Below are 6,549 nucleotides of genomic sequence, written 5' to 3'. Positions count from 1 at the left end.
CGTCTCATGATTGCTAAGTTAACAACTTGCAATAATATTCATTCAACTCTATGTCCAGTCTAATGTAGTAATTCCACCTCCCGTATTAAAATTTACTGTGATAGGGTCTACAAGCTGTGTTCTATCTCCTTTACGAATGTATGCCTTCCCCTCAACGGAGACAATTGAATCAGATTTATCTACTTTTATTGCATATAATTTTTTGTTTTCAATGTTTACATATTGATATTCAATATTTGGCCTAGGGGTTAACAAATCCAAAGCTTTATGAGTTATTGTATTGGCGTGAAAATCCTCACTCAAACCACTAATTTTCAAATCGTCGGTAACACCTAAAATGAGAAATCCACCTTCTGTATTAGCAAAAGAACATAATATTTGTGCTACATTTCTAGAAGGCGGTAGTACAGCCTTATATTCCAAAGTTTGGCTCTCTGGTTGACCAACTATATTATTAAAATTTCCAATCCAATTCATAATTATACAGGGATTTTATTTATACCTGTTGTTTTCAGAATAGTACCCAATGTTAAATGTCTTGGCCTTTCCTTTCCGTTATCAATCCACAGTTCGGCATTAGCATAATCTAAAGTATCTTTCTCTGAAGAATAGAAAACAATTACTTGTCCACTATCCGATGGTCTTATTACAATATGAACATCTACGTTATTTTTCTTGATGCCACCTAAAACCGTAGTTGCCAATTCGTCAATATCTGTACAATCATAATCTTTGTGACTTATCAAATATTCAATGATATTTTGTTTTGATCGTTCTATCAATTGTTGGGCATATAGAAACATATTGGCATTTGGTCTAGAAGTGTGGTTAAAGAGGGCTGCTAAATCCCTATCCTTTAAAGCTTCTTCCAATTCATCCATTGAGGTTACACCTAATCCTGCTAAATCTTCCTGTGTAATTTCTGCTTTTATATGATGAGTTTTGGAGTTCTCTAAAACGAGTTTTAATTCTTCTATATTCGTTACATTATACTCATTCAATAAATTTGAAAATTCTTCAGCTTGATTGAATTTGTTAATTAAATCTGGATCTTTATTTATTGCGTCAGCCATATTTGATAATTGCTCAAGGTCTGTCGAGCTCCGCATTACTTTGTATAGACTTTCCTTATCAGAAATTGTATTCATAAAAAGCTCTGCCCGTTTTCCATAAAAGTGTGAAAAATATTCTTTAGAATCTTTAGTGTTAGCCTCGAACCATTCTGAAAGTAAACTTATTGCCTTAATTTCATCTTCATTATTCTTTTTAGAGTGCTTTAGAAAATTTGAAATTTCATCTGCAATATTTTTTAGGTTTTTTACCTTGTATTTCCCGAAGCCAACTTTAGGGTGAAGTAGAAGATTCTTCCAATCTTCTCCCAATAATTCTAAAATTTCTAAAAGTTTAGGGTCTTTTATCTTGTCAATATGAATAGCCTCTTTAAAACAAAAAGTTCCATTGTAGTTGGGTAACACTTTGTGTTTATTAAACAGAATATTGTTTGTTTCAATTTCCATAATAAAATTACCAAAGTCATTGAACCATTGAAATGTGTCTTCTTCAGATTTTTCTAGTGCTTTCGATAATCCATCAATAGACTCTTGCTCTTCTACATCCTTAACTAAACCCACATAATCCAATTTTTGCCAATCATTCCAGCCTATATTGACCCAGAATGCGATATGCTGTTTCTTACATACTGATTTTGGGAAAAGGTCATAAGTAAATTTCCAGAGTTTTTTTTGAATCTCATTCTTGTATTTCTTCTCAGGAAACCAAATATCTTTCAACTGGAATTTCTCTTTTGAGTTTTCTATTTCAACAATGGTAGATTCCCAAAGAATATCCCTTATTGGCTTTTGAACATTTATTTCATACCAGTTCCTATCAAAAAACTTTTCTAAGGTTTTTGGCATTCTTGAATCTGAAACATAAAAAAGGTTAAAATAGGTTTTGGTAGAAATTGTATCCATAAGGTTCTTGTACAATTCCAAAGCTTCTAAAAGTATCTCTCTGTTTTCTTGAACTTCCTTATCATCATCTTTTTTAAGCCATATTCCGTCTCGTTCGGTAAGTGGATTAAAATAAAAGCTATTCACAACCATAGGAAAATGGAAATCTTCAGTTCCTATCATTGGAAAATCACAAAAAAGACTTGGAACATTATCAAGGCTTTGAAAATAATATCCATCGTCTTTTTTAAGTACTTCAGCTGCGATCGACGTTCTATTTGAGGATGACTTTAAAATGTGAATAATCGAAGTTTGTCCATTATAGATTTTCTCAATAACCTGAAGGTTTTGTGATTCAATATTTTGTTTACTGGTAAAGGTTAACTTTTCATTTTCGAGATTATTTATAATTTCAACCTTATCAATTTTGGATATGAAAGTGAGAACATAAGGTATCAAATTCACAAACTCATTTACACCTACTTTGGCGATTTCTTTTTGCTCATCCGTATTCAGATGATAGGTGAAAGATGTATTAAAGGCAAACTCATTGTAATCGGAATTGATAAGTTTTACTGAATTTTGAAATTCTGTCCAAGCATTTTCGACTTTAGGCATAAGCTGAGCCATTGAATTACCTCTTCTATCTAGGGGAAATTTAAATTGATAAGTTTCAAGACTGTCAGTCTCCAATATTCCTTCAATATCAATCTCTCGGGAAAGTAAATGCGTAGTTAAAAAACCTGTCCCAAATCTACCTGTTCTTGTACTGGTCTCTCCCTCTTCGGTTTCCTTTGACGATATTTGATTGATGATACCACGTATATCCCTTTCTGTAAAGTAAATCCCATTGTGCCTAAAGATTATGTTGTCATTATTGTGCTCAATTTGGATTGAAATTTTTCTTTCCGGGTAATCCGCAATACTGTCTTTTGCATTTTGAAGAAGTTCCCAAGCCCATCTGCCTTTGTTATTTTCAACAGTTTTATCTAGGTCGTGTAACCTTTTGTTAATTTTATCGGCAATGGACCTGTTACCGTCTTCTTTTCTGCCCTCTTCAATTGATTGTATCATATTTTTATCGTTTCAGCCAGATGGAATTTATTTATTATATAGATATTTTATAGCCTCTTTTTTAAAATCAAGTGCAATTACTCTTGATAACCAATCGATAATTTCAGTTATTGTTTTTTTATGCTCAGGAATTATAGTTTCTTCCAGTTTGGTTTTCCAACTTTGGATAGAATCCATTAATTTCATAAAAACAACTAATCTGCTTGCATCTTGAGATATACAAGGTACGATGCTGGTAAAGTGTAGTCCCCAAAAAATATAGATGTTTTCATCTCTGGTATTTTTCGATACATCTAGAGCTTCATGCAATGAGAATAAAACTGTTTTTTCAAAAATGTTATTATAGAAAGCTTTAGCCGATTTTGTAGCTACTGTATTATCAATATTCCAGAGCGTTCCAATATATCCTCTTGCCCCAACACCAATAAATGAGTCCGCAATATCAGACCAGGACCAACAGGTATTATTAAAGATTATAGGGGAATGTGCTGCGGCCAAATAGTTGAACATTGCCTGATATATAGAATCTACGCATTTAATGTGGCAAGAACCTGGAACATTAACTTTTATTGAGTGTATTTGATTTTCAGTGTCTCCCAACGATTGAAACATTTCTGAAAAAATATAATTAGGAAAGGAGGCTCCTTTAAATTCGGTACTGCCCCAAGAAAGTCCATCGAATTCTCGAGGTAGTCGTTTCGTTGCTACGGCATGTGAATCTTGGAAAGGATTTAATCCAAAGCTGAAAACTTCATCGTAAACCACGATGTGTTCATCTCCAGTGCTATCAATAAATTTTTCTGTAATTCTTTTTCCTTCGACTTCACCTCCGTGACTACATACATGCAAAAGACTATAGGGGTAATGTTGTATATGGTTATCTAAATTAAAATAAGTGGCTTCTTTATCAACTAGTGGTTTTACGAGTAAATGATTTTCCACCAGCCTTTCTACAACAAATTCTGTTTCTTCATCATCAAAAGCTTTTGGGGAAAATACAATTGCTGAATATGTTTCGGAATAAGACTCATAATAAATGCTATTAAAAACGAATAAATCAGGATTAATTCGTAAATGGACGTGTGAAATCGGTAAAATATTTTTTAATATTAAGGAGTAGGGAATACCATCTGTAAAAAATGTAGCAAATTCCCTCTCATTAAAATTGATATGTTCAATATATGGATAGATAGCTGCACTTAAATTATTAAAAGAGTTTGGTTCGTTATTCTTCCAATTTTCTATTAAATCCTTAATCTGGTAATGATTTAGACCCTCTGTATTAATTAACTCAACTTCCGCTCCAATAGAATGTGCGTACAAAATTCCAAATACACTAGAAACTTTATTATTTTGCTCTATTACAATTAATCCCGAAGAATTGCTGATTGAAGTTGAAACACTCTCGGCCTCATCATCTATTGATAGATATAGATTCTGGTTGAGAGCATAATGTAAATTCTCGATTAGTTTAGATTCCTTGCATGGTAGGCAACCTTTTTTTGGTACAATACCATTTAAAAATACATCAACATTGTCTTTACCATCAATGTAAATGGTGTTGTAATCATTTAGGAATGTCAAATAACTCAACTGTTTATCCGTCAGTCCAGCAACAATGAGGTATTCACAGCCACCCAAGCGTCGAATAGCATTTCCGACATTGACGTTAAATTTTCTTGCTCTTGATCTGCTAAGTTGGTGCTCATCACGAATTTCTTTATCCGGATCGCTTTTAAAATCTTCTGAAGAGACAAAAGGAAATTCAAAGGTTGGTATATAACCCGCTGATTGGTCAATATAGCTAAAAACAAGAGCAGCTAAAGCTGCTTCTTCTCTATTAAAAATGCAGACAAATTTTTTAACTATTTCTGGCGGATCGAATTTCATTCTAAAAGAAATGCTATTTTTTGATACCTAAAGGAACAAAAAAATAAATTCGTTCTTTGGTATTTAATTTTACTTGGGTAGTTTTTATCAAAAAATTTAAAACTATTTAACACATACTTGAAATATAGGCTAATCCTTTTAATTATCTGTCCTATAATAGCTTATTTAATGAATTCAGTCTAACAAATTTTTCTAGATTCTAATATGCGCATTTGAGCATCCATATTATCTCTAACTTTCTTTGTAGTACTCTAGCATAGATTTAAGTAGTTTGCAGTTGTTTGTGTGACCCGTCCTAAATTAGCTATACAGATTGATAAATAAATCCTTTTATAGCTATACAAAGCTGTCCTCAATAAATTTACTTTTCATCAAATACTAATAAGTTAAATTCAAATTCTAGGTTTACATAGCAAAATGAGCCGATTGGAAAGGTTAATCGGCTCATTTTTTGATTATATTTGAGCCAATTATTTTGTTTAATCGGCTCATTATGTATAACTGGCAACACGAAGACTGGCCCAATTTTAAGTATACAACAACTGAAATTGAAGAGAAGCTCTTTGAGTTCAGCCAAAGGGCCGGTCGCGTTAATGGTCTATTAGAAGGATTATCAGCTACGATGCAAATGGAAGCTATTTTATCACTAATGGTAGCCGAGGCTGTTAAAACATCAGAAATAGAAGGGGAATATCTAAGCAGGGAAGATGTAATGTCTTCTATACGAAATAATATGGGGTATGGTACACCCAAAACGGTCAAAGACCCAATGGCACAAGGTGTAGGGGATTTAATGGTACGGGTTAGGCAAAATTTTGCTAAACCTTTGACAGACCAAGTCTTATTCGAGTGGCACGAAACCTTACTAGAAGGAGCCGTCCGCATTAATACCGGGCAATGGCGGAAGCACAGTGAGCCTATGCAGATCGTATCCGGCAGCTGGGGCAGGGAGAAGATCCATTTTGAAGCTCCACCTTCCCATTTGCTTCCGAATGAAATGCGTGCTTTTATAACGTGGTTTAATGAATCTCATCCAGAAGGAGCCAATCCTATTAAAAAACCACTTATCCGTGCAGCGATTGCACATCTGTATTTTGAGAGCATTCATCCTTTTGAAGATGGTAATGGAAGAATAGGAAGGGCATTATCTGAAAAGGCGTTATCTCAAGACTTAAACCGCCCTGTTCTCCTGAGTCTTTCGAAAGCAATAGAGCACGATAAACAAGCCTATTATAAGGCTCTAAAAAACGCACAACAGTCCAATGAAATAACCGATTGGATAATCTATTTTGTCAATACTGTTTTAGAAGCGCAATCTCAGGCGGAAGACCTTGTTTCTTTTACTTTGAAAAAAGCCCGTTTTTTTGATCGCCATAGAAATTCCTTGAATGATCGCCAATTAAAGGTTATTAATAGAATGCTTGACGAAGAACCGGAAGGGTTTAAAGGGGGGATGACGGCAAAAAAGTATATTGCCCTTACCAAAACATCTAAAGCTACAGCAACCCGTGATCTTCAGGATTTAGCAGCAAAAAAACTATTTATCTCTATAGGGGAGGGACGAAGTACTCGTTATGAAATCAACTTTGAGAACTAAAGCTTTTTAATAAGGGGTGAATTGGTTTGAAAATTA

The 6,549-nt window shown here is 33.8% G+C and carries 4 protein-coding genes; 1 reads left to right on the top strand and 3 read right to left on the bottom strand.

Translation table 11 applies throughout. The annotated features are described in order from the left end of the window. Window positions 1–48: 48 nt before the first annotated feature. The 3 genes from WA338_RS14205 to WA338_RS14195 are packed head-to-tail and all read right to left on the bottom strand — an operon-like array spanning window position 49 to window position 4,916. Window positions 49–477, bottom strand: a complete 429-nt coding sequence (locus WA338_RS14205) for an AlbA family DNA-binding domain-containing protein (RefSeq protein ID WP_336093827.1) — start codon at window positions 475–477, stop codon at window positions 49–51. Window positions 478–479: 2 nt separating this feature from the next. After that, window positions 480–3,026 carry a sacsin N-terminal ATP-binding-like domain-containing protein gene (locus tag WA338_RS14200; protein WP_272986593.1) on the bottom strand — a complete coding sequence of 849 codons (2,547 nt, stop codon included), beginning with the start codon at window positions 3,024–3,026 and terminating at the stop codon, window positions 480–482. A gap of 27 nt (window positions 3,027–3,053) precedes the next feature. Continuing rightward, complete coding sequence (locus WA338_RS14195; protein WP_272986591.1) at window positions 3,054–4,916, bottom strand: hypothetical protein; 1,863 nt, start codon at window positions 4,914–4,916, stop codon at window positions 3,054–3,056. A gap of 493 nt (window positions 4,917–5,409) precedes the next feature. On the opposite strand from WA338_RS14195, the gene WA338_RS14190 reads away from it, so the two are divergent. Further along, window positions 5,410–6,513: a Fic family protein gene (locus WA338_RS14190; RefSeq protein WP_272986590.1), complete on the top strand. Its 1,104-nt coding sequence runs from the start codon at window positions 5,410–5,412 to the stop codon at window positions 6,511–6,513. Window positions 6,514–6,549: the final 36 nt, after the last annotated feature.

It is taken from the genome of Leeuwenhoekiella sp. CH_XMU1409-2, from assembly GCF_037029365.1.
In the GTDB taxonomy this organism is placed as follows: domain Bacteria; phylum Bacteroidota; class Bacteroidia; order Flavobacteriales; family Flavobacteriaceae; genus Leeuwenhoekiella; species Leeuwenhoekiella blandensis.
Note: the sequence above shows the minus strand (reverse complement) of the source record. Positions and strands in the feature narration are given on the sequence as shown.